23 protein-coding genes are annotated in these 24,052 nt (G+C 70.8%); 3 read left to right on the top strand and 20 right to left on the bottom strand.

Annotated elements, in window-relative coordinates; translation table 11 throughout:
• Nucleotides 1–117: 117 nt before the first annotated feature.
• Nucleotides 118–696 carry a hypothetical protein gene (locus ACIQUT_RS25100; protein WP_403565806.1) on the bottom strand — a complete coding sequence of 193 codons (579 nt, stop codon included), beginning with the start codon at nt 694–696 and terminating at the stop codon, nt 118–120.
• Between the two features lie 197 nt (nt 697–893).
• Here ACIQUT_RS25100 and ACIQUT_RS25095 point away from each other — a divergent pair, with 197 nt between their 5' ends.
• The 3 genes from ACIQUT_RS25095 to ACIQUT_RS25085 all read left to right on the top strand — a co-directional run bounded on the left by ACIQUT_RS25095 (nt 894) and on the right by ACIQUT_RS25085 (nt 4,780).
• On the top strand, nt 894–2,102 hold the full coding sequence (locus tag ACIQUT_RS25095) for a sensor histidine kinase (RefSeq protein WP_403565805.1): 1,209 nt from the start codon (nt 894–896) through the stop codon (nt 2,100–2,102).
• Nucleotides 2,099–2,755, top strand: coding sequence for a response regulator (locus ACIQUT_RS25090; RefSeq protein WP_403565803.1), 657 nt, complete (start codon nt 2,099–2,101; stop codon nt 2,753–2,755). Before ACIQUT_RS25095 ends, ACIQUT_RS25090 begins: the two co-directional genes overlap by 4 nt.
• Nucleotides 2,756–2,884: 129 nt before the next feature.
• The gene (locus ACIQUT_RS25085; RefSeq protein WP_403565801.1) at nt 2,885–4,780 is read left to right on the top strand and encodes a glycosyl hydrolase family 18 protein; all 1,896 of its coding nucleotides are present in this window, start codon (nt 2,885–2,887) and stop codon (nt 4,778–4,780) included.
• A 242-nt stretch (nt 4,781–5,022) separates the two neighbouring features.
• Here the strand turns inward: ACIQUT_RS25085 and ACIQUT_RS25080 are convergent, their stop codons facing one another.
• From ACIQUT_RS25080 to rho, 19 genes are all read right to left on the bottom strand, one after another.
• On the bottom strand, nt 5,023–5,469 hold the full coding sequence (locus ACIQUT_RS25080) for a DUF2550 domain-containing protein (RefSeq protein ID WP_179173568.1): 447 nt from the start codon (nt 5,467–5,469) through the stop codon (nt 5,023–5,025).
• 130 nt (nt 5,470–5,599) lie between these two features.
• Complete coding sequence (locus ACIQUT_RS25075) at nt 5,600–5,974, bottom strand: F0F1 ATP synthase subunit epsilon (RefSeq protein ID WP_403565799.1); 375 nt, start codon at nt 5,972–5,974, stop codon at nt 5,600–5,602.
• 164 nt (nt 5,975–6,138) lie between these two features.
• Nucleotides 6,139–7,587, bottom strand: a complete 1,449-nt coding sequence (atpD, locus tag ACIQUT_RS25070) for a F0F1 ATP synthase subunit beta (protein WP_403565797.1) — start codon at nt 7,585–7,587, stop codon at nt 6,139–6,141.
• Complete coding sequence (locus ACIQUT_RS25065; protein ID WP_403565796.1) at nt 7,588–8,505, bottom strand: F0F1 ATP synthase subunit gamma; 918 nt, start codon at nt 8,503–8,505, stop codon at nt 7,588–7,590.
• Nucleotides 8,506–8,525: 20 nt separating this feature from the next.
• A complete protein-coding gene (gene atpA, locus ACIQUT_RS25060) occupies nt 8,526–10,112 on the bottom strand; it encodes a F0F1 ATP synthase subunit alpha (protein ID WP_179173564.1) in 1,587 nt (528 codons plus the stop codon).
• Between the two features lie 137 nt (nt 10,113–10,249).
• Nucleotides 10,250–11,065 carry a F0F1 ATP synthase subunit delta gene (locus ACIQUT_RS25055; protein WP_403565794.1) on the bottom strand — a complete coding sequence of 272 codons (816 nt, stop codon included), beginning with the start codon at nt 11,063–11,065 and terminating at the stop codon, nt 10,250–10,252.
• The gene (locus ACIQUT_RS25050; RefSeq protein ID WP_403565792.1) at nt 11,062–11,607 is read right to left on the bottom strand and encodes a F0F1 ATP synthase subunit B; all 546 of its coding nucleotides are present in this window, start codon (nt 11,605–11,607) and stop codon (nt 11,062–11,064) included. Before ACIQUT_RS25050 ends, ACIQUT_RS25055 begins: the two co-directional genes overlap by 4 nt.
• Before the next feature lie 38 nt (nt 11,608–11,645).
• A complete protein-coding gene (atpE, locus tag ACIQUT_RS25045; protein ID WP_403565790.1) occupies nt 11,646–11,873 on the bottom strand; it encodes an ATP synthase F0 subunit C in 228 nt (75 codons plus the stop codon).
• Nucleotides 11,874–11,945: 72 nt separating this feature from the next.
• Complete coding sequence (gene atpB, locus ACIQUT_RS25040) at nt 11,946–12,761, bottom strand: F0F1 ATP synthase subunit A (RefSeq protein ID WP_403565789.1); 816 nt, start codon at nt 12,759–12,761, stop codon at nt 11,946–11,948.
• Between the two features lie 225 nt (nt 12,762–12,986).
• Nucleotides 12,987–13,424 carry a hypothetical protein gene (locus tag ACIQUT_RS25035; protein WP_403565788.1) on the bottom strand — a complete coding sequence of 146 codons (438 nt, stop codon included), beginning with the start codon at nt 13,422–13,424 and terminating at the stop codon, nt 12,987–12,989.
• A gap of 286 nt (nt 13,425–13,710) precedes the next feature.
• Nucleotides 13,711–15,045 (bottom strand): MraY family glycosyltransferase, encoded by a 1,335-nt coding sequence (locus ACIQUT_RS25030; protein ID WP_403565821.1) that lies wholly within the window; start codon nt 15,043–15,045, stop codon nt 13,711–13,713.
• A gap of 104 nt (nt 15,046–15,149) precedes the next feature.
• Complete coding sequence (gene glyA / locus ACIQUT_RS25025) at nt 15,150–16,379, bottom strand: serine hydroxymethyltransferase (protein ID WP_403565786.1); 1,230 nt, start codon at nt 16,377–16,379, stop codon at nt 15,150–15,152.
• A 138-nt stretch (nt 16,380–16,517) separates the two neighbouring features.
• The gene (locus ACIQUT_RS25020; protein ID WP_403565784.1) at nt 16,518–17,174 is read right to left on the bottom strand and encodes a protein-tyrosine-phosphatase; all 657 of its coding nucleotides are present in this window, start codon (nt 17,172–17,174) and stop codon (nt 16,518–16,520) included.
• Complete coding sequence (locus ACIQUT_RS25015) at nt 17,171–17,818, bottom strand: L-threonylcarbamoyladenylate synthase (protein ID WP_403565782.1); 648 nt, start codon at nt 17,816–17,818, stop codon at nt 17,171–17,173. The genes ACIQUT_RS25020 and ACIQUT_RS25015 overlap by 4 nt, the downstream gene beginning before the upstream one ends.
• Before the next feature lie 46 nt (nt 17,819–17,864).
• Nucleotides 17,865–18,710 (bottom strand): peptide chain release factor N(5)-glutamine methyltransferase, encoded by an 846-nt coding sequence (prmC, locus tag ACIQUT_RS25010; RefSeq protein WP_403565780.1) that lies wholly within the window; start codon nt 18,708–18,710, stop codon nt 17,865–17,867.
• A 40-nt stretch (nt 18,711–18,750) separates the two neighbouring features.
• Nucleotides 18,751–19,836, bottom strand: a complete 1,086-nt coding sequence (gene prfA, locus ACIQUT_RS25005) for a peptide chain release factor 1 (protein WP_403565778.1) — start codon at nt 19,834–19,836, stop codon at nt 18,751–18,753.
• Nucleotides 19,837–19,947: 111 nt separating this feature from the next.
• Nucleotides 19,948–20,166: a 50S ribosomal protein L31 gene (gene rpmE, locus ACIQUT_RS25000; RefSeq protein ID WP_030153765.1), complete on the bottom strand. Its 219-nt coding sequence runs from the start codon at nt 20,164–20,166 to the stop codon at nt 19,948–19,950.
• A gap of 152 nt (nt 20,167–20,318) precedes the next feature.
• On the bottom strand, nt 20,319–21,419 hold the full coding sequence (locus ACIQUT_RS24995) for an LCP family protein (RefSeq protein WP_403565776.1): 1,101 nt from the start codon (nt 21,417–21,419) through the stop codon (nt 20,319–20,321).
• A gap of 379 nt (nt 21,420–21,798) precedes the next feature.
• Complete coding sequence (gene rho / locus ACIQUT_RS24990) at nt 21,799–23,898, bottom strand: transcription termination factor Rho (RefSeq protein ID WP_403565774.1); 2,100 nt, start codon at nt 23,896–23,898, stop codon at nt 21,799–21,801.
• Between the last annotated feature and the right edge of the window lie 154 nt (nt 23,899–24,052).

Here is a 24,052-nt window from a genome sequence, read left to right as displayed (position 1 = left end):
GCCTTTCTGGTCGGTGTAGACGTCGCAATCCACACCGAACCCGGAAGGCCCTCACCCGTTCAAGACACCTCAGCCGAGACCTGCATCACCCGTCCACAACCTCCCGAGGCAATACAACTAGCGCTCGCTCTTCGCCAGGCCGGGGTCCGCGGCCCCGCCCGCCGCCGCCGGGGCCTTGCGGGGCCGGAGCGTGTACGTCGCCGCCACGATCCCGTGGATGCCGACGGCCCGCAACACGGCGAACTGGCATTCCTGGAGCGCGGACGTGTCCGCCGCGCCGCCCGCGTACCAGATCGCGCCCTGCAGCAGGGCGAGGGCGACGGCGCCGCCGGCCAGGGTCCGCAGCCACAGCTTCCACTCGTGCACGGCGCGGGCCCTGCCGTACCCGGGGCCGGGCGGCTTCGGCCCGCCGGCGAAGCGGTACGCCGCGTGCCCGTCGAGCCACTTCACGGTGTAGTGGCCGTAGCCGACGGTGTAGCCGATGTAGACGGCGGCCAGGCCGTGCCGCCAGCTCGGCTCACCGCCGTTCCTCAGGTCCAGGGTGGTGGCGACGAGCAGCACCAGCTCCAGCAGCGGCTCGCACAGCAGCACCGCCGCCCCCAGCCAGGGCATCCGCGCGAGGTAGCGCAGCCCGAGTCCGCCGGCCAGCAGCACCCAGAAGCCGACCTCACAGGCGATGATCAGGGGGACGAGCACGGGTCTCTCCTTCCGGCCGGCGGTCCGGCGGCTTCGGCGCCGACTCTTGACGGCTGATTCCAGCCTCCCGTCCGCCCCGCGCCGATGCGTCGTCACCGGTGACGAACCGTGACTGCATCCTTCGGTGTACTGCGGCCGGCTCCGTTGTCCGCCCTGGTGGCGAGGCCCGGCCCGCCGCCACCGTGTTGGATGGGACCGTGAACCACTCCGCGACCGCCGCACACCGCCGGATCCCGCCTCCGCACCGCGACGACGTGATCATCGCCGTGGTGGGCGTGCTCGGCGGGCTGCTGCTGTGGGCGCTGGGTGTCCACAACACGGGCAGCCGGCACTTCTTCCCCGACTGGGTGGCCCTGGTCCCCCTGCTGGTCATCGGTCCGCTGGTGCTGCTGCGGCGCACCGCCCCCGCCGTCACCCTGCCCGTCGGCATGGCGGCGACCGCCGCCGACCAGTTCACGGTCGGCAACCTGGCCACCATCGTCCTCTTCACGGACCTGATGTACGCGGCCGTCGTCTACGGGAAGCCGTCCATGGCCCGGCGGCTCCCGATCAGCACCGGCCTGGTCACCGTCGTCACCACCATCGCCTCCGTGGCCCTGGTGGGCGCCGCCCAGGGCCTGCTGATCGGCGTGCTCACCGGCATCGTCTGCTTCGGCCCGGCCCTCACCGGCGCTACCCTGCGCAACCACCGGGAGGCCGCGATCGCCGCCCGGCTGCGCGCCGAGCAGACCGCTCTGCTGGCCGAAATGGACCGCTCCCAGGCCGTGGTCGCGGAGCGCGCCCGGATGGCCAGGGAGCTGCACGACATGGTGGCCAACCACCTGTCGGCGATCGCCATCCACTCCACCGCGGCGCTCTCGATCGACTCCCCCGCCACCAGCCGCGAGGCCCTCGGGGTGATCCGGGAGAACAGCGTGCAGGGGCTGGCCGAGATGCGCAGGCTGATCGGCCTGCTGCGGGACGCGGGGGCCGGGCAGGAGGCGGTCGCCACCCCCTCCCTGGACGGGCTCGACGCCCTCCTGGAGCAGGCCCGCGTCAACGGCGAGGCGAGCGGGCTGGAGTTCGTCCTGGACGACGCCCGGCGGCCGGGCGGCGGTCCGCTGCCGGCCCCGGTGGAGCTGGCCGCGTACCGGATCGTCCAGGAGTCGCTGACCAACGCCCTCAAGCACGCCGCGCCGGGCCTGGTGCGGGTGCGCGTGGCCCGTGCCGACGGGCTGCTGACCGTGGACGTGGAGTCCCCGTACGGTGAGCAGCCGGGCCCGCGCGCCCCCGGCTCGGGGGCGGGGCTGGTCGGCATGCGGGAGCGGACCGAGCTGCTGGGCGGGGAGTTCACGGCGGGCCGGCAGGGCCCGGTCTGGCAGGTGCGGGCGGTGCTGCCCGCCGAGGAGAAGGCGGTGACGGCGTGACCATCCGGGTCGTGGTGGCCGAGGACCAGAGCGCGGTGCGGGCGGGGCTGGTGCTGATCCTGCGCAGCGCGGGTGACATCGAGGTCGTGGGCGAGGCGGCGGACGGCGAGGCGGCGGTGTGCCTGGCCCGGGAGCTGCGGCCGGACCTCGTCCTCATGGACGTGCAGATGCCGCGGCTCGACGGGGTGTCGGCGACGCGCCAGGTGGTGGCGGAGGGCCTCGCGGACGTCCTGGTGCTGACCACGTTCGACCTCGACGAGTACGTGTTCGGGGCGCTGCGCGCGGGGGCGGCGGGCTTCCTGCTGAAGAACGTGGACGCGGCCGAGCTGATCGCGGGCGTGCGGACGGTGGCGCGCGGCGAGGGGCTGATCGCCCCGGCGGTGACGAGGCGGCTGATCGCCGAGTTCGCGGCCCCGCGCGCGGTGCGGCCCGCCGTGGCCCCGCAGACGGCCGAGGCGGTGGAGTCGCTGACGCGGCGGGAGCGGGAGGTGCTCGGCTGCCTGGGCGAGGGGCTGTCGAACGCGGAGATCGCGGTGCGGCTGGAGATGGCGGAGGCGACGGTGAAGACGCACGTGAGCAGGCTGCTGGGGAAGCTGGGGCTGCGCAGCCGGGTGCAGGCGGCCGTGCTGGCGCAGGAGTTGGGCCTCCGGTAGCGCCGCTCGCGCCCCAACTCCGTTGAGGTCTGGACCTCTTGACGCTTGGTCCAGACCTTTCTACGCTCGCGGCAACTGTGGTGAGCGTGCCCCGCCGGCGTGCTCACGGGCGGCGCAGGTCCCACCCCCATGTCGCGGTCGGCCCCACGGCCACGACGGACCTACGGAGGAGCACCCTTGAGCACAGCACCCCCACCCCGCATCCGTCTGTTCGGAAGGCTCGCCGCGGCCGCGGCCGCGCTCGCCCTGCCCGTCGCCGGCCTGGTGGCACTGGCCGGGCCGGCCCAGGCCGCCGGGTCCGCGACGGCGACGTACACGAAGGTCTCCGACTGGGGATCCGGCTTCGAGGGCAAGTGGACGGTCAAGAACACCGGCACCACCGCCCTCACCGCCTGGACCGTCGAATGGGACTTCCCCGCCGGCACCCGGGTGACCTCGGCCTGGGACGCCACCGTCACCGCCTCCGGCAACCACTGGACCGGCAGGAACGTCGGCTGGAACGGCTCCCTCGCCCCCGGCGCCAGCGTCACCTTCGGCTTCAACGGCACCGGCCCCGGCGCCCCCGCCGGCTGCACGGTCAACGGCGGCTCCTGCGACGGCGGCCCCTCCCAGCCCGGCGACACCCCGCCCTCCGCCCCCGGCACCCCCGCCGCCGGCCCGGTCACCGAGACCTCGGTGGGCCTGTCCTGGGCCGCGGCCACCGACGACAAGGGCGTCAAGGACTACGACGTCTACCGCGGCCCCGCGAAGATCGCGACGGTCACCGGGACCTCGTACGCCGACACCGGCCTGGCCAAGGGCACCACGTACACATACTCCGTCACCGCCCGCGACACCGCCGGCCAGACCGGGCCCTCCTCCGGCACCCTGACCGTCACCACCCCCGGCGGCACGGTCCCGCCCGACCCGGGCGACAAGGTCACGCTCGGCTACTTCACCAACTGGGGCGTCTACGGGCGCAACTACCACGTGAAGAACCTGGTCACCTCCGGCACCGCCGCGAAGATCACGCACATCAACTACGCCTTCGGCAACGTCCAGGGCGGCAAATGCACCATCGGCGACGCCTACGCCGATTACGACAAGGCCTACACCGCCGACCAGAGCGTCGACGGCAAGGCCGACACCTGGGACCAGCCGCTGCGCGGCAACTTCAACCAGCTGCGCAAGCTCAAGGCGCAGTACCCGCACCTCAAGGTCCTGTGGTCCTTCGGCGGCTGGACCTGGTCCGGCGGCTTCGGCCAGGCCGCGGCGAACCCGGCCGCCTTCGCCCAGTCCTGCCACGACCTGGTCGAGGACCCGCGCTGGGCCGACGTCTTCGACGGCATCGACCTGGACTGGGAGTACCCGAACGCCTGCGGCCTGAGCTGCGACACCTCGGGAGCCGCCGCCTTCACGAACATGATGCAGGCCATGAAGGCCAAGTTCGGCCCGAACAACCTGGTCACCGCGGCCATCACCGCCGACGCCTCCGACGGCGGCAAGATCGACAAGGCGGACTACGCGGGCGCCGCCCGGTACGCGGACTTCTACAACGTCATGACGTACGACTTCTTCGGCGCCTGGGCCGCCCAGGGCCCGACCGCCCCGCACTCCCCGCTCACCTCGTACGCCGGGATCCCGCAGGCCGGCTTCAACTCCGCCGACGCCATCGCCAAGCTCAAGGCCAAGGGCGTCCCGGGCAGCAAGCTCAACCTCGGCATCGGCTTCTACGGCCGCGGCTGGACCGGCGTCACCCAGGCGGCCCCCGGCGGCACCGCCACCGGCCCGGCGCAGGGCACGTACGAGCAGGGCATCGAGGACTACAAGGTGCTCAAGAACAGCTGCCCCGCCACCGGCACGATCGCCGGCACCGCCTACGCCGCGTGCGGAAGCAACTGGTGGAGCTACGACACCCCCGCCACCATCGCCGGAAAGACGGCCTGGGCCAAGCAGCAGGGGCTCAGGGGCGCCTTCTACTGGGAGTTCAGCGGCGACACCGCGAACGGCGAGCTCGCCGCCGCCGTCCACGCCGGCCTGCGGTGACCCCCGCGCAGTGAGCCGGTGAACGACGAAGCCGGGGAGACAGGGTCCGCCCCCTGTCTCCCCGGCTTCCTCACGTCACGTCCGTACGTCCGTACGCCGAAGGGCCGCCCTCAGGCGACATTCACCCTCCCCCAGACTTCGTCCGGGGGGACCCCCACCCAACGGGCAAGGAATTTTTAGGCGACATTCACCCTCCCCCAGACTTCGTCCGGGGGGACCCCCACCCAACGGGCAAGGAATTTTTAGGCGACATTCACCCGTTGTCCCGGAGGCGCTGCCTCCAGCCAGGCCAGGAACCCGGTCAGCGCGTCCTCGCTCATCGCCAGCTCCAGGCGGGTCCCCTGATGGGTACAGCCGAGCACGACGGCGTCGGACAGCAGCGCCAGCTCCTCCTCGCCCTCGGGAGCCCGGCGCGAGACGACCTCGATGGAGTCGCGCTGCAGCAGCCGGCGGGGCCGCGGCGAGTACGAGAAGACACGGAACCAGTCGATGCGGTCGCCGCTGTAGCGGGCGACCCCGTACACCCAGCCCTTGCCGGACAGGTCCGGCTTGTCGGCCACACCCCAGCGCAGGGAACAGTCGAAGGTGCCGCCGGAGCGCTGGATCAGTCTGCGGCGCAGCCCGAAGACGAACAGGCCGATCACCACCAGGGCTACGACCAGGCCGCTCACAAGCAGAGCGAGGAGCATCTTCACCGACCTCCTCGCTCATCGACATACCGCACGTGAAAAAGGGACGTACATCGCCTCAGCCGCGACCCGTCCCGGAAAATTCCGGAACGGACCGCGGCTGAGGTCTCAAACCTGTTCGGTACGGGGCTCAGCGCCCCGAGACCGCGCGCAGCCGGACATCCGCGCGACGCTCGGCGGCCGCGTCGGCCTCCGCCTTCGCGCGCTCCAGTGCCCGCTCCGCCCGCTGGACGTCAATCTCGTCCGCGAGCTCGGCGATCTCGGCCAGCATGGACAGCTTGTTGTCCGCGTACGAGATGAATCCGCCGTGCACCGCGGCGACGACAGTGCCGCCCTCGCTGGTACGGATGGTCACCGGGCCCGATTCCAGCACACCGAGAAGCGGCTGGTGACCGGGCATGACGCCGATGTCGCCGGACGTGGTGCGGGCGACGACCAGGGTGGCCGCACCGGACCAGACACTCCGGTCCGCCGCGACCAGCTCGACGTGCAGCTCAGCAGCCAAGGTGGCTCCTCGGGTCACCACCCGGCGGGTCAGCCGGGTGTTGGGTCAAATTCTAATGGGCGTGGGGAGAGGGACGGGACACACCCGCCCCTCTCAGGTGTCCCCTCCCGGCCGTGACCGGGAGGGAACCTTCGAACCGAAGGCGCTCGCAGGAGCGCCCCGGGTCAGGAGACGCCCAGCTCCTTGGCGTTCTTCTTCAGGTCCTCAAGGCCACCGCACATGAAGAAGGCCTGCTCCGGGAAGTGGTCGAACTCACCGTCGCAGATCGCGTTGAACGCGGCGATCGACTCGTCGAGCGGAACGTCCGAACCGTCCACACCGGTGAACTGCTTCGCCGCGTGGGTGTTCTGGGACAGGAAGCGCTCGACACGGCGGGCACGGTGGACAACGAGCTTGTCCTCCTCGCCCAGCTCGTCGATACCGAGGATCGCGATGATGTCCTGGAGGTCCTTGTACTTCTGCAGGATCCCCTTGACGCGGGTCGCGGCCGCGTAGTGGTCCTTCGCGATGTACCGCGGGTCGAGGATGCGGGACGAGGAGTCCAGCGGGTCCACGGCCGGGTAGATGCCCTTCTCGGAGATCGGACGGGAGAGAACCGTCGTCGCGTCGAGGTGGGCGAAGGTGGTCGCCGGCGCCGGGTCGGTGAGGTCGTCGGCGGGGACGTAGATCGCCTGCATCGAGGTGATCGAGTGGCCACGGGTCGAGGTGATGCGCTCCTGGAGGAGACCCATCTCGTCGGCCAGGTTCGGCTGGTAACCCACCGCGGAGGGCATGCGGCCGAGCAGGGTCGAGACCTCGGAACCGGCCTGCGTGAAGCGGAAGATGTTGTCGATGAAGAACAGCACGTCCTGCTTCTGCACATCGCGGAAGTACTCCGCCATGGTCAGACCGGCCAGGGCGACGCGCAGACGGGTGCCCGGGGGCTCGTCCATCTGGCCGAAGACCAGCGCGGTCTTGTCGAGAACGCCGGACTCCTCCATCTCGGCGATGAGGTCGTTGCCCTCACGGGTGCGCTCACCCACGCCGGCGAAGACGGAAACACCCTCGTGCAGCTTCGCCACACGCATGATCATTTCCTGGATCAGAACGGTCTTGCCGACACCGGCACCACCGAACAGACCGATCTTTCCACCCTTGACGTACGGGGTGAGGAGGTCGACGACCTTGAGGCCCGTCTCGAACATCTCGGTCTTCGACTCGAGGTCCTCGAACTTCGGGGCCGTGCGGTGGATCGCCCAGCGCTCGGACTCCGTGCCGTTGGCCTCGGGCTCGTTCAGCACCTCACCGAGGGTGTTGAACACCTTGCCCTTGGTGAAGTCACCGACGGGGACGGTGATGCCCGCACCCGTGTCGGTCACCACGGACTGGCGGACCAGGCCGTCGGTGGGCTGCATGGAGATGGCGCGGACCACGCCGTCACCGAGGTGCTGCGCGACCTCGAGGGTCAGCGTCTTGAGCGCGCCCTCCTCGGCCGGGTCGGCAACCTGGACGGTCAGCGCGTTGTAGATCTCCGGCATCGCGTCGACGGGGAACTCCACGTCGACGACCGGGCCGATGACCCGCGCGATGCGGCCGGTGGCGGCCGCCACTGCGTTATCGATAGACGTCGTCACTTACTTGTCACTCCCCGCGTTCGCGTCGGCCAGGGCTGCGGAGCCACCGACGATCTCGCTGATTTCCTGGGTGATTTCGGCCTGGCGGGCCGCGTTGGCAAGCCGGGTGAGGTTCGTGATGAGCTCACCGGCGTTGTCGGTCGCCGACTTCATCGCACGGCGGCGGGCTGCGTGCTCGGAAGCAGCGGCCTGCAGCAGCGCGTTGTACACGCGGCTCTCGACGTAGCGCGGCAGCAGGGCGTCGAGGACGTCCTCCGCCGACGGCTCGAAGTCGAACAGGGGCAGAACCTCGCCCTTGCCCGCCGTCTCCTCCTGCGCCTTCTCAAGGCTGAGCGGCAGCATCCGGTCGTCCACCGGGTTCTGCGTCATCATCGACACGAACTCCGTGAAGACGATGTGCAGCTCGTCCACGCCGCCCTCGGCCGTCTCCTGGGAGATGGCCTCGATGAGCGGTGCGGCCACGGCCTTGGCATTCGCGTAGGTCGGGCTGTCGGTGAAGCCGGTCCAGCTGTCCGCGACCTTGCGCTCACGGAAGCCGAAGTAGGCGACACCCTTGCGGCCGACGATGTAGTGGTCGACCTCCTTGCCCTCGCTGCGCAGCCGCTCCGTCAGCCGGTCCGCCGCCTTGATGGCGTTGGACGAGTAGCCGCCGGCCAGACCACGGTCGCTCGTGAGCAGCAGCACGGCCGCGCGCACCGGGGCCTCGGCCCCCGTGGTGAGCGGGTGCTTGGTGTTGGACCCCGTCGCCACCGCGGTCACCGCACGGGTGAGCTCGGTCGCGTACGGCATGGAGGCCGCCACCCGGCGCTGCGCCTTGACGATGCGCGAGGCGGCGATCATCTCCATCGCCTTGGTGATCTTCTTGGTCGCGGTAACGGATCGGATGCGACGCTTGTAGACCCGGAGCTGGGCTCCCATGAGTCAGGTCCCTTCCGTCGTTACTTGGCCACCGGCGCGTCTTCGCCCAGAAGCTTGCCGTCCGAGGTCTCGAACTGCTTCTTGAAGTCGGCGATCGCGTCGGCGACGGACTGCAGGGTGTCGTCCGACATCTTGCCGCCCTCGCGGATCGAGGTGAGGAGCTCCTTGCGGTTGTGGCGCAGGTGCTCCAGCAGCTCGGACTCGAAGCGACGGATGTCCTCGACCGGGACGTCGTCCATCTTGCCGGTGGTACCGGCCCAGATGGAGACGACCTGCTCCTGAACCGGCATCGGCTCGTACTGGGCCTGCTTCAGCAGCTCGACCATGCGCTTGCCGCGCTCCAGCGCGGACTTCGACGCGGAGTCCAGGTCGGAACCGAAGGCGGCGAACGCCTCCAGCTCGCGGTACTGGGCCAGGTCCACGCGCAGGCGGCCGGAGATCTGCTTCATGGCCTTGTGCTGGGCGGAGCCACCGACACGGGAGACCGAGATACCGACGTTCAGGGCCGGACGCTGGCCGGCGTTGAACAGGTCGGACTCCAGGAAGCACTGGCCGTCGGTGATGGAGATGACGTTGGTCGGGATGAACGCCGAGACGTCGTTGGCCTTGGTCTCGACGATCGGCAGACCGGTCATCGAGCCGGCACCCATCTCGTCGGAGAGCTTGGCGCAGCGCTCCAGCAGGCGGGAGTGCAGGTAGAAGACGTCACCCGGGTAGGCCTCACGGCCCGGCGGGCGGCGCAGCAGCAGGGACACGGCGCGGTAGGCGTCGGCCTGCTTCGACAGGTCGTCGAAGACGATCAGGACGTGCTTGCCCTGGTACATCCAGTGCTGACCGATGGCGGAACCGGTGTACGGCGCAAGGTACTTGAAGCCGGCCGGGTCCGACGCCGGGGCGGCGACGATGGTCGTGTACTCCAGGGCGCCCGCCTCTTCCAGCGCGGCGCGCACGGAAGCGATGGTGGAGCCCTTCTGGCCGATGGCGACGTAGATGCAGCGGACCTGCTTGTTGACGTCGCCCGAGCGCCAGTTGTCACGCTGGTTGATGATCGTGTCGATGGCCAGGGCGGTCTTGCCGGTCTGGCGGTCACCGATGATCAGCTGACGCTGGCCGCGGCCGACCGGCGTCATGGCGTCGACGGCCTTGTAGCCCGTCTCCATGGGCTCGTGCACGGACTTGCGCGCCATGACGCCCGGGGCCTGCAGCTCGAGGGCGCGGCGGCCCTCGGTCGCGATCTCGCCGAGGCCGTCGATCGGGTTGCCGAGCGGGTCGACAACGCGGCCGAGGTAGCCCTCGCCGACGCCGACGGAGAGCACCTCACCGGTGCGCTGCACCGGCTGGCCCTCCTCGATACCGCTGAACTCGCCGAGGACGATGGCACCGATCTCGCGCTCCTCGAGGTTGAGGGCGAGGCCGAGGGTGCCGTCCTCGAACTTCAGCAGCTCGTTCGCCATGGTGGAGGGCAGGCCCTCCACCTTCGCGATGCCGTCACCGGCAACGCTGACCGTGCCGACCTCCTCGCGCGAGGCCGCGTCCGGCTGGTACGACTGGACGAAGGTCTCCAGTGCGTCCCGGATCTCCTCCGGCCGGATCGTGAGCTCCGCCATCTGGGTTCCCTGCTCTCCTTGTTGGGCCCGAAGTTTCTTAGGGGTCTGGGGGCGACCCCCAGGAATCTTCTGCAAGTTCTGCACGGCCCAACCGGGCCGCTAGGAATGCTGTGTTCTGTTGGTGACTGCTCGGCTGGTCAGCCGGCCATGCGGCGAGCGGCCTCGGTCAGTCGGTTCGAGGTGGAACCGTCGATGACCTCGTCGCCCACCTGCACCACGATCCCGCCGAGGACCTCGGGGTCCACGTCGACGTTCAGGTGCATCTGGCGGCCGTACAGCTTGGCCAGCACCGCGCCGAGACGCTGCTTCTGCGCGTCGCTGAGCGGAACCGCGGTGGTCACGGTGGCGACCATGCGGTCGCGGCGCTCGGCGGCGAGCTTGGAAAGGGACTCGAGTCCCGCTTCCAGGCTACGTCCACGCGGGTGGGTGACCAGACGCGTCACCAGGCGCTCGGTGACGGCGTTCGCCTTGCCGCCGAGCAGGCTGCGGAGCAGCTCGCCCTTGGCGGAGGCGGTCGCCTTGCGGTCGGTCAGGGCGGCGCGCAGCTCGGTGTTCGAGGCGACGATCCGGCCGAAGCGGAAGATCTCGTCCTCGACGTCGTCGAGCGCGCCGGCCTTCTGGGCCGCGGTGAGGTCGGCGGTGGCCGCCAGCTCCTCCAGCGCATCCACCAGGTCGCGGGACTGCGACCAGCGGGAGCGCACCATGCCGGACACCAGGTCGAGGGTCTCCCCGCCCACCTGGCCGCCCAGCAGCCGTGCGGCCAGCTCGGCCTTGGCCTCACCCGGCTGCGCCGGGTCCGTGAGGACCCGACGCAGCGAGACCTCGCGGTCGAGCAGCGCGGTGACGGCGGCCAGCTCACCGGCGAGCTTCGCCGCGTCGACGGACGTGCTGTCCGTCAGTGCGTCGAGACGCTCGCGGGAGGCGTGCAGCGCCTCGCGGCTCGCTCCGTTCATCGCGCCGCCTCGGCCTTCGCCTCGAGCTCGTCGAGGAACCGGTCGATGGTGCGGCTCTGCCGGGCGTGGTCCTCAAGGGACTCGCCGACGAGCTTGCCGGCCAGGTCGGTGGCGAGCTTGCCCACGTCCTGACGCAGCGCCTGCGAGGCGGCCTTGCGGTCGGCCTCGATCTGGGCGTGGCCGGCAGCGATGATCTCCTCGCGCTGCCGCTGGCCCTCTGCGCGCAGCTCTTCCTTGAGCGCAGTGCCCTGCTCCAGCGCTTCCTGGCGCAGGCGGGCGGCCTCGTGCCGGGCTTCGGCGAGCTGGGCCTTGTACTGCTCCAGGACGCTCTGGGCCTCGGTCTGGGCGGCTTCCGCCTTCTCGATGCCACCCTCGATGGCCTCGCGACGCTCTTCCAGAACCGTGTTGATGTTCGGGAGGAGCTTCTTCGCGAGGATGGCGAAGACGATCAGGAAGGCGACGAGACCGACGATGAGCTCCGGGAGCGGCGGGAGCAGAGGGTTCTGAGACTCCTCTGCCGCCAGGTGCACCAGGGAATTCACATCAGTGCCTTTCGTCGAATCGGACAGGTATGCGTTCGTTACGGGTAAACGAACGGCATGACCAGACCGATGAGGGCGAGCGCCTCACAGAAGGCGAAGCCGAGGATCTGGTTGGCGCGGATCAGACCGGCAGCCTCGGGCTGGCGGGCGAGGGCCTGGGTGCCGTTACCGAAGATGATGCCGACGCCGACGCCGGGGCCGATGGCCGCGAGACCGTAACCAACGGAGCTGAGGGAACCGGTGACGGCGGCAAGGGTCTGGGACATGCCAGTTCTTCCTTCTCTTTCACGGACCGGTGGGGGTTGGCCACCGGACGAATGGGGGCTTTGGGGTGGGCGTCAGTGGTGCTCGGCGAGCGCGCCCTGGATGAAGCTGCAGGCCAGGAGGACGAACACGTACGCCTGGACAGCCTGGATGAAGAGCTCGAAGACGGTCATGCCGAGGACCATGACGAACGACACGCCCGCGGCCGGGATGCCCCAGCCGTTGAAGAGGTACCAGCTGGCGATCGTGAACAGCACCAGGAGGGTGTGACCGGCGAACATGTTCGCGAACAGTCGGACCGCGTGGGTGAACGGGCGGACCAGGACGTTCGAGAAGAACTCGATCACCATGACCAGCGGGAGCACCGGGCCCAGCGACTTGTCGTAGCCGGTCAGGTTCTTCAGGCCGCCCACGAAGCCGTGGCGCTTGAAGGTCACCGACATCCAGATGCCGTAGACGATCAGGGCGAGCGCAGCCGGGTACGCGATGATCGACGTCACCGGGAACTGGGCCAGCGGGATGATCGACCAGACGTTCAGGATCCAGACGAAGAAGAACAGCGACACCATGAAGGGGACGTACTTCTCGCCCTCCTTCTTGCCCAGCGTCTCGTACACGATCCCGCGGCGCACGAAGTCGTAACCGCTCTCGGCGACCATCTGGAGCTTGCCGGGGACGACCTGCGGCTTGCGGAAGGCGGCCCAGAAGAAGCCCAGGATGATGATCGTGCCCAGCAGGGCGAGCAGCATCGGCTTGTTGAAGTACCAGCCGCCTGCATCTCCGGCGATGGGCTCGAAGATGAAGGAGTGCAGGCCGGGGGCCGGGAAGCCGCAACCGGAGTTGAGTTGGCAGTCGGCCTCGAAGGCGAGCGTCATCTGGTCAGCACTCACCGCGGGCTCCTTCAGCGTGGCGCATAGGTACGGCAACCTCGTTGTGTCGGCGCGGCGCACAGCCGCGGTTCGGCACTGGACTGGTGTTTCGGATGATGGGGCGGCGTTCAGGCATGGAGCCTCGCGATGGAACAGGCGTCAGCTCGGATGCCCGCGCCCGCAGTGCCGCAGTTGGCACCGGACGATAGCAGGATCTCGAACGCGCCTTTATCCCGGCCCTACCCCTCACGACTTCGGCCCCGAGTTTTCGGGCTTGTCGCCCTTCACCGAGTCCGGTTCGACGTAGAGGATCTTGGCCTTCATGTGCGCACGGGTCTGCGCCGCGATCCACACGAGGGTGGTCGCGACGAGCGTGATGGCGAAGGCCTTCGGGTTGAACAGCGTGGTGTTCTTGAACACGGCGACAAAGACGAGCAGCAAAAGAATCTGCGTCGTGTAGAGCATGAGCCCCATCGCCTGGAACAGGTGCGGCAGCGATTTCGCCGTGCGTTGCAGAACGATGAACCCGATGCCCATGAAGACCATCACGACCACTGTGGCAATGGCTGCGCCGAGGGCTCCCTTGCCGCCCGCGACCACGGCGCTGACGAGCACGGCGACTGCGCCGGCGACAGCGGTGGGTACTGCGGCGTGCAGGAGGGATCGGGCGTCATCGGACAGCATGGCGCTTTGGCTCCGCGGTGGTGGTGGGGGCACGGACTCGTACGGGACTCGTACGGGACGAGCGTAGGCCCGGTCCGAGAGAGAACCTCGAGCCGAAGAGCCGTCGCATTACGGTCCTTCGGCTGTGTCGCCGGGTTTAGTGAACGGTATCACAAACTATTTGATGAGAGCTTTACCTGGGGGGTGTGCCAACTGTCACACATGAGTGTGAACGCGCCCGTGTGTGCGCGACAAGCCCTCGGCTTGTGTGCTAATGACGCCCCATGTCCGACATGCTCCGTCGGCGTCAGCGCGTCGTTTCGGCCTTACGCCGGTCGGGGAAGCGCGAACGGGGGCCCACCGCGGTCGCTCCGTTGACGCCCGAGACACCCACCGCGATCCGCCGGGCCGGCTCCGGCTCGCGGCCCGAGGAGTCCTGCGCGGCCGCCTCGGCGGCCCGCTCGGCGTGCCGGTAGCGCGGCGGGACCAGGAACTCCGCCCAGCGCGGGGTGCGCGGCCTGAAGCGCGGCAGGAGCAGCAGGACCAGGCCCAGGGCGCTCAGGGCCGCGATGACGAGCACGATCCACATCGAAGCGGAGTGCACCGAATAGGCCACCGCGCCGAACGCGATCAGGCCGGACCAGAAGTACATGATCAGGACAGCGCGGCTGTGGGAATGGCCGAGTTCCAGCAGTCGGTGGTGCAGGTGCCCGCGGTCCGCCGCGAACGGCGACTGGCCCTTCCAGGTGCGCCGCACGATGGCCAGGATCAGGTCGGCCATCGGGATCGCGATGATCGTCAGCGGCAGCAGCAGCGGGATGAAGACCGGGAGCATCGCGTGCGTCGCGTTGCGCTCGCCGCCCGCGAAGAGGGCCATCGTGTCCGGGTCCACCTGGCCGGTGATCGAGATGGCGCCGGCGGCGAGGACCAGGCCGATGAGCATCGAACCGGAATCGCCCATGAAGATCCGGGCGGGATGCATGTTGTGCGGCAGGAAGCCCAGGCACATGCCCATCAGGATCGCCGAGAAGAGGGTCGCGGGCGCCGCCGCCTCGATCCCGTAGCCGAACCAGATCCGGTACGCGTAGAGGAAGAACGCCGCGGCGGCGATGCACACCATGCCGGCGGCCAGGCCGTCGAGGCCGTCCACGAAGTTCACCGCGTTGATGGTGACGACCACCAGGGCCACCGTGAGCAGGTTGCCCTGCCACTGGGTGAGCGCGACCGTCCCGATCCACGGGACGGGGATCCACAGCATGGTCAGGCCCTGCATGACCATCACGCCGGCGGCGATCATCTGCGCGCCGAGCTTGATCAGCGCGTCGATCTCGAACTTGTCGTCCAGGACGCCGATCAGCCAGATCAGCGCGGCCCCCGACAGCAGGGCCCGCGGCTCGTTCGACAGCTCGAAGACGCCGTTGAGGTTGGGCAGGTGGTCGGCGACCAGCAGGCCCGCGCACAGCCCGCCGAACATGGCGATGCCGCCGAGCCGCGGAGTGGGCTCGCGGTGCACGTCGCGGGCGCGGATCTCCGGCATCGCGCCGGCCGCGATCGCGAACCTGCGCACGGGCCCGGTGAGCAGGTAGGTCACCGCCACCGTGACGCAAAGCGTCAGCAGATATTCACGCACGGGCTGCCCCAGATGTATCGCCGGCCATCTCAGCCCCACACATTAGCTGCGATGTCCCCGGTGGCGAGGACGCGAGGAACCCCGACAGCGGTTGCGGTACGCCCTGCTTGCCCCGATTACCCACCGTAAGGGGGAAAGGAGTGTGCCAGATCGGCCACTTCCGTGCGGGTTTTCGCCGCTTCCCCCTGCAGCGCGGCCGTGAACAGCGCGGCGATCCGGGCCATCTCCGGCTCCCGCATGCCCTGGGTGGTCACGGCCGCCGTGCCCAGGCGGATCCCGCGCTGGTCCCCGTACGGCAGGGCGCAGATGTCCAGCACGATCCCCGCCGCGGCGAGCCGCCCGCGGGCGGTGGGGCCGTCGAGGCCGAGGGGCGCCGGGTCGGCGGTGATCAGGTGCGTGTCCGTGCCGCCCGTCGTCACGGCGAAGCCGTGCGCCGTCAGCGCCTCCGCCAACACGCGGGCGTTGGCCACCACCCGGTGGGCGTACGTCGTGAACGCGGGCCGGGCCGCCTCGCCGAAGGCGACTGCCTTGGCGGCGATGGTGTGCATCTGGGCGCCGCCCTGGGTGAACGGGAACACCGCCCGGTCGATCCGCTCCGCGAACTCCGCGCCGCACAGGACCATCCCGCCGCGGGGGCCGCGCAGCACCTTGTGGGTGGTCGCGCACACCACGTCGGCGTACGGGACGGGGCTGGGCGCCGCCCCGCCGGCGACGAGCCCGATCGGGTGGGCGGCGTCCGCGATGAGGTAGGCCCCCACCTCGTCGGCGATCTCCCGGAAGACCGAGTACTCGGGATGGCGCGGGTAGGAGATCGAGCCGCAGACGATGGCCTTGGGGCGGTGCGCCCGCGCCAGCTGCTGCACCTGGTGGTAGTCGATCAGGCCCGTCTCGGCGTCGACCCCGTAGCCGACGAAGTCGAACCAGCGGCCGGAGAAATTGGCCGGGGAGCCGTGGGTGAGGTGCCCGCCGTACGCGAGCCCCATCGCCAGCACGGTGTCGCCCGGCCGCAGCAGCGCGGCGTACGCGGCGAGGACGGCGGCCGAGCCGGAGTGCGGCTGCACGTTGGCGTGCTCGACCCCGAACAGCGCCCGCGCCCGCTCCGCGGCGGTCCGCTCGGCGAGGTCGGCGTACTCGCAGCCGCCGTGGTAGCGCTTGCCCGGGTACCCCTCGGCGTACTTGTTGGCGAGCGGCGAGCCGAGGGCCGCCAGGACGGCGGGCGAGGTGAAGTTCTCGGCGGCGATCAGCTGCAGCGAGGTGGCCTGCCGCTGCGCCTCCCCGGCGAGCACGTCGGCCATCTGCGGGTCCTGCTGCCGCAGCAGGTCCGGGGGCGGGGTGATGACGCTCATGGCGCGACTCCAGTGGCGATACCGGGTACCGCCACTGTAGGCCCGCCGGGGCCGCCGCGCCCCTGCGGGACGGCCCTCCGGGCCCGGAAGGCACCGCCGGGCCCGCGCAGCCCCCCGCCAGGCCCCTGCGGGCCCGCGTCAGCGCGGGGGCGCGACGCCCGTCAGGGCCGTGACGACCGGGTCCAGCGCCTGGTTGATCTCGTCGCCGATCGAGCGGAAGAAGGTGATCGGGGCGCCGTACGGGTCGTGCACCTCGTCCGCGTCCTGCGAGGGGGCCAGGAGCCAGCCGCGCAGGGCCGCCGCGGCCCGTACCAGTGCCCGCGCGCGTTCGACGACGCCGTCGTCCAGGGGCGGCAGCGTCGCCGGGTCTATCGCCCGCACCAGGCGGGTGAACTCCTTCAGGGTGAAGGTGCGCAGGCCCGCCGAGTGCCCCATGGAGATGACCTGCGCCCGGTGGTCGCGGGTGGCGGTCAGGACGAGGTCGGCGCGTATGACGTGCTCGTCGAGCAGCTCGCGCCCGGTGAACCCGGAGGCGTCCGCGCCGAAGTCGGCGAGCACGGCGGCCGCGTTCGCCTCCATCGGGGCGCCCTCGTGGCCCCAGGTGCCGGCGCTCTCCACGATCAGGCTGCTGGCCGGGATGTCGCCCAGGCGGTGGGCCAGCGCATGCCGGGTCAGCCGCTCGGTGATGGGCGAGCGGCAGACGTTGCCGGTGCTGACGTGGAGGATGCGGAAGGTGCCCGCGCCGTCCGCGGGCGGGAGCTGCCCCCCGGCTATGCCACGCCCCTGAGGGCTCACGGGGCCACCTCGAGGTCGGGTACGACCTCCCGCAGCTGCTCGGCGGTCAGCGCGCCCTCGCGCAGCAGGACGGGAACCTTCCCGGTGACGTCGACGATCGACGACGGCTGGATGCCGGGGGTGGGGCCGCCGTCCAGGTACACGGAGACGGAGTCGCCGAGCATGGCGCGCGCCGCGTCGCAGTCCTCGGGCGCCGGGTGGCCGGTCAGGTTCGCGGAGGACACGGCCATCGGGCCGACCTCGGTCAGCAGCTCGATCGCGACGGGGTGCAGCGGCATGCGCACGGCCACCGTGCCCCGGGTCTCGCCCAGGTCCCAGGCCAGCGAGGGCTGGTGCTTGGCGACGAGGGTCAGCGCGCCCGGCCAGAAGGCGTCGACGAGCTCCCAGGCCTGTTCGGAGAAGTCCGTGACCAGGCCGTGCAGGGTGTTCGGGGAGCCGATGAGCACCGGGGTGGGCATGCTCCGGCCGCGCCCCTTGGCGGTGAGCAGGTCGCCGACGGCCTCCGCGCTGAAGGCGTCCGCACCGATCCCGTACAGGGTGTCGGTGGGCAGCACGACCAGCTCGCCGCGGCGCACGGCGGATGCGGCTTCACGCAGGCCCGTCGCGCGGTCCGTCGCGTCGTTGCAGTCGTATCGCCGGGCCATCAGCGGGCCTCCTCGTGCAGCAGGTGGGTGGCGGGAAGGGGGGCGCTCACGGGCGTGCCTTGCGGGCGGTCGCGAAGCGCGGGCGGTTGTTGAGGTCGGGGTGGTCGGCGGCGTCGGCCCAGCCCAGCTCCTCGGCGAAGATCCACGGAACCTGGCCGCCCTGGGTGTCGGCGTGCTCGACGACGACGACGCCGCCGGGCCGCAGCAGCCGGTGGGCGGTCCGCTCGATGCCGCGGATGGTGTCGAGGCCGTCCTCGCCGGAGAAGAGCGCCATCTCGGGGTCGTGGTCGCGGGCCTCGGGGGCGACGTACTCCCACTCGGTGAGCGGGATGTACGGCGGGTTGGAGATCACCAGGTCGACCTGTCCGTCGAGCTCGGGCAGGGCCTCCAGGGCGTCGCCCTGGTGGACGGTGACCCGGGAGCCCTCTGCGTTCTTGCGGGCCCAGCGCAGGGCGTCCTCGGACAGCTCCACGGCGTGTACGCGCGAACGCGGCACCTCTTGGGCCATGGCGAGGGCGATGGCTCCGGACCCGGTGCACAGGTCCACGATCAGCGGCTCGACGACGTCCATCGCCCGGACGGCCTGTATGGCCCAGTCCACGACCGACTCGGTCTCGGGCCGGGGCACGAACACCCCGGGCCCGACCTGGAGCTCCAGGTACCGGAAGAAGGCGCGGCCGGTGATGTGCTGGAGCGGCTCGCGCGCCTCGCGGCGGGCGACGGCCTCCCAGTAGCGGGCGTCGAAGTCCGCGTCCTTGACGCGGTGCAGTTCCCCCCGTTTGACGCCGTGGACGAAGGCCGCGAGCTCCTCGGCGTCGAAGCGCGGTGAGGGCACGCCTGCGGCGGCCAGCCGCTGGGTGGCCTGGGCCACCTCGGCAAGCAGCAAGTTCACGCTGGTCCTCCGGGCTTGCTGTCGTACGGGGGGAGGGGGGTCAGTTCGGGTTCGCGGCCGCGAGCTTGGCGGCCGAGTCCGTGTCGGCGCACGACTGGATGACCGGGTCGAGGTCGCCGTCGAGCACCTGGTCCAAGTTGTACGCCTTGAAGCCGGTCCGGTGGTCCGAGATCCGGTTTTCCGGGAAGTTGTACGTACGGATCTTCTCGGACCGGTCGACGGTGCGGACCTGGCTGCGCCGGGCGTCGGCGGCCTCCTGCTCGGCGGCCTCCTGGGCGGCGGCCAGCAGGCGGGAGCGCAGGATGCGCATGGCCTGCTCCTTGTTCTGGAGCTGGCTCTTCTCGTTCTGGCAGGACGCGACCACGCCGGTGGGCAGGTGCGTGATGCGGACGGCGGAGTCCGTGGTGTTGACGGACTGGCCGCCGGGGCCGGACGACCGGTACACGTCGATGCGCAGGTCGTTCTGGTTGATCTCGACCTCGACCTCCTCGGCCTCCGGGGTGACGAGCACGCCGGCGGCGGAGGTGTGGATGCGGCCCTGGGACTCGGTGGCCGGGACGCGCTGGACGCGGTGCACGCCGCCCTCGTACTTCAGGCGGGCCCACACGCCCTGGCCGGGCTCGGTGGCGCCGTTGCCGCCCTTGGTGCGGACGGAGACCTGGACGTCCTTGTAGCCGCCGAGCTCGGACTCGGTGGAGTCGATGATCTCGGTCTTCCAGCCCACGCGCTCGGCGTAGCGCAGGTACATGCGCAGCAGGTCGCCGGCGAAGAGGGCGGACTCGTCGCCGCCCGCGCCCGCCTTGATCTCCAGCAGCACGTCCTTGTCGTCGCTGGGGTCGCGCGGGACGAGCAGCAGGCGCAGCTTCTCGGTGAGCTCCTCGCGGTGCGCGGTGAGCTCCTTGACCTCGGCTGCGAAGTCGGGGTCGTCGGCGGCGAACTCCTTCGCCGTCTCGATGTCGTCGGCCGACTGCTTCCACGCCCGGTAGGTGGCGATGATCGGGGTCAGCTCCGCGTAGCGCTTGTTCAGCTTGCGCGCGTTGGCCTGATCGGAGAAGACCGAAGGGTCGGCGAGCTTCTTCTCGAGGTCGGCGTGCTCGCCGACCAGTTCCTCGACCGCCTCGAACATCGGGGGCTCCTGGGGTGAAAAGTACGAAAAAGGGCTGCGGGACGACAAAGGCGCCGGCCCGGCCGCGCCCGCGTGAGCGGGGTGCGGCCGGGGTCCGGCGCCGTGGGCTCGCTACTTCGAGCCGGCAGCCTTGCCGAAGCGGGCCTCGAAGCGGGCGACACGGCCACCGGTGTCGAGGATCTTCTGCTTGCCCGTGTAGAACGGGTGGCACTCGGAGCAGACCTCGGCACGGATGGTGCCCTCGGTCAGGGTGCTACGGGTGGTGAACGACGCGCCGCAGGTGCAGCTGACCTGGGTCTCGACGTACTCGGGGTGAACATCGCGCTTCAAGGTGTCTCCTAGATTCGGGAGGGCGCCGGGTCGCAGGGGCCGAATTGCCGCGTGCGTGAACCGGGGCCGACAGACCAGTCTGCCAGGACCGGGCTGCCTGTCAAAATTCCGGGAACGACCTCCTCAACCAGGAGGGCCCGGCATCTATTCCGCTAGCGGACGATGTCGCCGGCCGGGCTCTTGTCGCCGGCGGAGTTCGCGGTGGCCTCGGCGGGGACCGGCTGCTCGGCCAGGAGGGCGTCCCAGACCATCTTGGACTCCTTGGTGAGCGGCGCGACGCGGTTCGGGTCGTAGCGGTCCGGGGCCACCGGCAGGGTGATCATCTGCATGTTCTGGGCGTCGATGCCCTGCAGGCTCTGGGCGAAGCCCATGAGGGACTTCACGTCGCCGAGCGACTTGTCGGTGGTGAGCGCCTTGGTGCCGGTGTCGGCGAGGTCGAGCAGCCGCTTGGGGTTGTCGAAGATGCCGATGCTCTTGACCTGCTTGATCAGGGCCTTCATGAAGGCCTGCTGGAGCTGTATTCGGCCGAGGTCGCTGCCGTCGCCGACGCTCTTGCGGGTGCGGACCAGGCCGAGGGCCTGCTCGCCGTTGAGGCGGTTGGTGCCGGCCGCCAGGTTGAGGTGGCTGCCGTCGTCCTTGATCGGCTTGGTGGTGGTCACCTCGACGCCGCCGAGGTTGTCGATGATCTTCTTGAAGCCCGTGAAGTCGACCTCGATGTAGTGGTCCATGCGGATCCCCGACATCTTCTCGACGGTCTTGACCGCGCAGGCCGCCCCGCCGATGGTGAACGACTCGTTGAACTGCGCGCGCGTGCTGCCGCGGTCGGTCTTGCCGTTGCTCGTGGTGCACGAGGGGCGGTTGACCATGGTGTCGCGCGGGATCGACACGACGGTGGCCTTCTTGTGGCCCTCGTACAGGTGGACGATCATCGCGGTGTCGGAGCGTGCGGAGCCGCCGTCGTCGCGGCCGTAGTCGCCGTTCGCGCCGGCGCGCGAGTCGGAGCCGAGGACGAGGATGTCCATCGAGCCGTTGTTCACGTTCTGGGGGCGGTCGGCGCCGAGCGCCTGGTCGATGTCGACCGTCTTCAGATTTCCGTTGATCTTGAAGTAGAACCAGCCGAGTCCCGCCCCGCCGAGGAGAACCACGCCGGCCGCGCTCCAGGCGGCTATGGACAGGGCCTTCCGCTTCGCCGGCCCGCCCTGGCGCCGGTCCGCGGCGGCACGCCGCCCCTCGCCCCTGCTCTCCTCGCTCATGCTCTCCTCAGTCCTGGGCGCGGGCCCGGCCGTCCGTCCGGCCTCGGGCTACCCCCGCCCGCCCGCTGACACAGACGGGGGAACGCCTCCGCGGGTTCCACGGACCGGCCCGCCGGGCCCCCGCAGGTCGCGGATGTGGCGAAGGTCGCACCGGGTTCCGGGGCCGGGCGGGGCAGCAGCGCCGGAAGGGCCGTACGGGGCCGCAGGGGCCGCGCCTGCCGCCGTACGGAGGCTCCCGCGCCGGGGCGTGCCCAGCCGTGCCCGGTCGTGCCCGGTCGTGCCCGTACCGGCTCCGGAAGGCCCCGTACGGGCGGCGAACGCGGGACCGCCCCCGCCGCGGCTGCGGTGGGGGCGGTCCCGGTGGGATGCCGTGACGGCGTCAGTCGTCGTTCTTGCCCGACGGGGTCGTCTTGGCGATCTGCATCAGGAACTCGGCGTTCGACTTCGTCTGCTTCATCTTGTCGAGCAGGAGCTCGATGGCCTGCTGCGAGTCGAGCGCGTGCAGCACCCGGCGCAGCTTCCAGACGATGGAGAGCTCCTCGCTGTTGAGGAGGATCTCCTCCTTGCGGGTGCCCGACGGGTCGACGTCGACGGCCGGGAAGATGCGCTTGTCGGCGAGCTTCCGGTCGAGCTTGAGCTCCATGTTGCCGGTGCCCTTGAACTCCTCGAAGATCACCTCGTCCATGCGCGAGCCGGTGTCGACCAGCGCGGTGGCCAGGATGGTCAGCGAGCCGCCGTCCTCGATGTTGCGCGCGGCACCGAAGAAGCGCTTCGGCGGGTACAGCGCGGTCGAGTCGACACCACCGGACAGGATGCGGCCGGAGGCGGGCGCCGCGAGGTTGTACGCGCGGCCCAGACGGGTGATGGAGTCCAGCAGGACGACCACGTCGTGGCCGAGCTCGACGAGGCGCTTGGCGCGCTCGATGGCCAGCTCGGCAACGGTGGTGTGGTCCTCGGCCGGGCGGTCGAAGGTCGAGGAGATGACCTCGCCCTTGACCGACCGCTGCATGTCGGTGACCTCTTCCGGACGCTCGTCGACGAGGACGACCATCAGGTGGCACTCGGGGTTGTTCGTGGTGATCGCGTTGGCGATCGCCTGCATGATCATGGTCTTGCCGGTCTTCGGCGGGGCCACGATCAGGCCGCGCTGGCCCTTGCCGATCGGCGACACCAGGTCGATGATGCGCGTCGTCAGCACGCCCGGGTCGGTCTCCAGGCGGAGCCGGTCCTGCGGGTAGAGCGGGGTCAGCTTCTGGAACTCCGGGCGGCCGCGGCCGGATTCGGGCGCCATGCCGTTGGTGGAGTCCAGGCGCACGAGCGCGTTGAACTTCTCGCGGCGCTCGCCGTCCTTGGGCTGGCGCACGGCACCGGTGATGTGGTCGCCCTTGCGCAGACCCGCCTTGCGGACCTGGGCGAGGGAGACGTACACGTCGTTGGGGCCGGGCAGGTAGCCCGAGGTCCGGATGAACGCGTAGTTGTCGAGGATGTCGAGGATGCCCGCGACGGGGATCAGGACGTCGTCGTCGGCGACCTGCGGCTCGCCCGGGGCGAACTCGTCACGGCCGCGACGGCCACGGCGGTCGCGGTAGCGGCCGCGACGGCCGCGACGGCCGCCCTCGTCGTCGAAGTCGTCCTGCGGACCGGCGTCCTGGCGGCCCTGCTGACCACCCTGCTGGCCCTGGCCCCGGCCGCCCTGCTGGCGGTCGCGGTCGCCCTGCTGGCGGTCGCGGTCGCCCCGGCCGCCGCCCTGGCCCTGGCCGCCCTGGCCGCCCTGGGCGCCCTGGCCCTGCTCGTCGGCCTTGGCACCGCGCTCGCGGCGGTCGCGCTGGCGCTCCCCGCGCTCCCCGCGCTCGCGGCGGTCGCGGCGGCCGCGGCCCTCGCCCTCCTGGCCGCCCTGGGCGGGCGCGGAGACGGCGGTGGTGGCTTCGGCCTTGGTCTCGGCGGGCGCGGCGGCCGTGGCGGTCTCGGCCTTGGCCTCGACGGTCACGGTGGCGGCGGCCGCGTTCTCCGGGCTGCCGGAGGGGGCGGTGGCACGGCGGCGGCGGCGCTCGCCGGCCGGGGCCTCCTCTGCGGCGCGCTCGGCTTCGCTCGTGCGGGCGGTGCCCCCGGCCGGCTGGCCCGGGATCTCGATCTGCGCCGGGGCGGACTTCTCGGCGGGCGCCGCGGCGGCCTCGCCCGTGCGGGCCTTGCTGGTGGCGCGGCGCTTCGGCTTGGCCTCGGCGGCGTCGGCGGCGGGTGCCGCGGCCTTGGCGGTGCTGCCGCCGGCCTGCGCCTCCTTGATGACCTCGATCAGCTGGCTCTTGCGCATGCGCGCGGTGCCCCTGATGCCGAGGCCCGACGCGACCTGCTGCAGCTCGGCCAGGACCATGCCTTCGAGGCCGGTGCCGGAGCGGCGTCGCTTGGGCGCGGAGGCCGCGGCGGGAGCGCTGGTGTCGACAGAGGTGTCGGCAGCGCCCATCAGATCGGTGGTGTCGCTCACGAAGGGTCCTTCCCTGGAGCGGACGTCGGCCTGTCTGGCTCGGCGACCGGTTGTGCTGTCCGGCAGCAGTCCTAGGTGTATGGACTGAGCCGGGGCGGTTGTCCGCCGGTAGAAGTACGGCGGAGAGAAACGTGCATAAGTGGTTCCGGCGAGA

This window comes from Streptomyces sp. NPDC090445 (assembly GCF_044769385.1).
Classification (GTDB): domain Bacteria; phylum Actinomycetota; class Actinomycetes; order Streptomycetales; family Streptomycetaceae; genus Streptomyces.
Note: the sequence above shows the minus strand (reverse complement) of the source record. Positions and strands in the feature narration are given on the sequence as shown.